Source organism: Actinomadura sp. (assembly GCF_044508335.1).
Lineage (GTDB): Bacteria > Actinomycetota > Actinomycetes > Streptosporangiales > Streptosporangiaceae > Spirillospora.
Genome location: NZ_JBIQHY010000028.1, coordinates 60696 through 63132, shown reverse-complemented (window position 1 = coordinate 63132; position 2437 = coordinate 60696). Strand labels below are relative to the sequence as shown.

The 2437-nt window shown below is 74.2% G+C and carries 3 protein-coding genes; all 3 read right to left on the bottom strand.

Annotated elements, in window-relative coordinates; all coding sequences use genetic code 11:
* Nucleotides 1-191: hypothetical protein (locus ACIWVC_RS13290; protein ID WP_396454183.1), on the bottom strand; the 191-nt coding region annotated here is incomplete at its 3' end.
* Nucleotides 181-1152, bottom strand: a complete 972-nt coding sequence (locus ACIWVC_RS13285) for an AAA family ATPase (RefSeq protein WP_396447452.1) — start codon at nt 1150-1152, stop codon at nt 181-183. The genes ACIWVC_RS13285 and ACIWVC_RS13290, both read right to left, overlap by 11 nt.
* Nucleotides 1153-2437, bottom strand: a 1285-nt coding sequence (locus ACIWVC_RS13280; RefSeq protein WP_396447453.1) for a hypothetical protein, incomplete at its 5' end; no start/stop codon positions are given. It lies immediately after the preceding gene.

Sequence of the window (2437 nt, the reverse complement as noted above, 5' to 3'; positions counted from 1 at the left end):
GCCGGCGCGGGCGGGGCCGGCGGCCGCGGGGCCTTCGAGGCGGGGGCGTGCGGCGGCGGCGGCGCGGCCGGAGGCGGGCGCTCCTCGGCGGGGGCGATGTGGCAGGCGAGCCACAGCATCTCGCTCAGCTCGCGGGCGTCCGGCGGCGGCCCGATCGCCGAGAGGGCCTCCCGCAGCCGGTCAATCGTCATCGACCGGCCCGGTCAGGTACGGCATGATGCGGTCGGCCAGCGCGCGGCGGTCCTCGGTGTCGGCGTGGCGGCACAGGTAGACGGCGTTCAGCAGCTGGTCGGTGGCCAGCGTCCCGGACGAGGAGCGCTCGAAGAACCGGCGGACCAGGTCGTCGCTCCGGTCGGCCAGCGGCCCCAGGTGCTCGCGGACGATCGCGGAGAGCTCCGCCTCACCGGACGGCTGCCGCAGCTCGACGGTGACGCAGCGCCGCAGGAACGCCGGCGGGAACTCGCGTTCGCCGTTGCTGGTCATCACGACCAGGGGGAAGGCGTTGCAGCGGACGGTCCCGGCCTTGACGGTGACGCGGGAGCCCGGCCCGTCCGCCGTCATGACCTCGGCGGTCGGCTCGGCCCGCCGGGTCAGTTCCGGCAGCTCGTACTCGCCCTTCTCGAAGATGGTGAGCAGGTCGTTGGGCAGGTCGATGTCGCTCTTGTCGATCTCGTCGACCAGCAGCACGCGTGGACGCCCGTAGGGGAGGAGCGCAGTGCCGAGAGGGCCGAGGCGGATGTAGCGGCCGATGTCCTCGTCGGCGGGCGCGTCCTCCCGCTGCGCCGCGTACAGGCGCGTCAACGGGTCGTACTGGTAGAGGCCGTCGCGCAGGGTGGTGCGGCTGGTGATGGGCCAATGCAGGACGGGGCCGAGGCCCAGTTCGTGGGCCACCGCGTAGGCCAGCGTCGACTTCCCGGTACCGGGCGGCCCCGTCACCAGCAGCGGGCGGCGCAGATACAGGGCCGCGTTGACCTGCTGCACGGCATCGTCCGACGGCCGGTACGTCTTCGCCTGGTGCTCGTTCCCCGAACCACCGGGCGGGGTCGGCAGCACGGGCTCGCCGTCGAACGCGCGCCAGGGCGGCGGTGGAGGCAGCCTCTCGATGCCGTCGTGCGTGCGACGGCTCCCGGTGTAGAGCAGCCAGTCCGGCACCTATACCTCCATGGCGAGCGGGGGGTCGGGAAGGCGGGACGGGTCGTCCCACAGCAGCGTCAGGTCGCGTCCGCAGTGCGGTTCGTCCCTGGCGAGCAGCGCGCGCTTGCGCAGGTCGCGGGTGAGCCGGGGCAGGTCGCCCGGGTGCGCGCCCTTGACCGCTTCGGCCAGCTCCTCCTGGACGCCGTGGCCGCGGCACGCGTCGTGGCCGGCGGCGCCGCACCGCGTCCGCGGCCACAGCATGACGGGGACGCCGTTGCTCAGCGCGGCCCGGAGCGACTCGTCGGGCGGGCGCGCCCCGTAGACCAGCACGCAGTAGTCGTCGTTGGCCTCCAGCAGATCGCTGAAGACGCCGCTGTCCCGGGCGGTGTCGCAGGTGATCCGCTGCGGGTTGCTGCGTCCGAGCTCGTTGAGCAGCCGCCAGCGCTGGTACGCCTGGTCGCGTTCGAAGGAGTCGGGGCGGAGCCGCCGCACGTCCCGGACGACGACCGGGTACCGGCGCATGCGCAGCGTCTTGTCGGGGTCCAGGTACCACTGCTCGAACGGCGTGCTGAGCCACTTCTGCGGCACCGCGAACTCGATCATCCACTCGCGCTGGAACAGGGCGGGCGCCAGTTCGGCGACGTGCTCCTCGACGACCTGCCGCACCCGCCCCTTCGGCACCTCCGCCGACCGCCGGGACGGGCCCGCCGCGCCGTCCGCCCAGAGGTGCACGGTGATGTCGAAGGCGTCGCCGAGCGTCAGCCGCTCCAGCCGGACGATCACCGACGGCGGTTCGGGGCGGGGGCCGGGCGCGCGGCCCACCTCCGGCAGGTGCCGCGCCGACCAGGCGGTGAGGCGCCGCGCGGCGGGCTCCGGGGAGAGCCGGCGCACTGCCCGCAGGTAGCGGACGAGCTGCTCCTCCCGGAAGCCCTCCGCGACGTGCCGTACCGAATGCCAGGCCGACTGGAAGGCGTCGAGCGGGGGACGCCCGGTGACCGCCTCCAGTTCGGCGGCCATCGCGGGCGTGCACGCCACGCCGGCCAGGAGCTCCCGGAGCTCGCGCCGGGCCGGAGCGGTCAGCCACTCCAGCGGCAGCAGATCGTCCAGCTCCTCCCAGTACAGCCGGATCCGGTCGAGCGGGAGCATCGACCCCAGCTCACTGCGGGCGTCGCCGCGGAACTCGGCGTCCGACATCATCCCGATGACCTCGCCGGTCTCCATGTCGTACACGGCCGACCCGCTGTAGCCCTTCTCCAGGCTCCCGCCGACGGCCCGCAGCTCCCACCACTCCCGCCGCCGGACC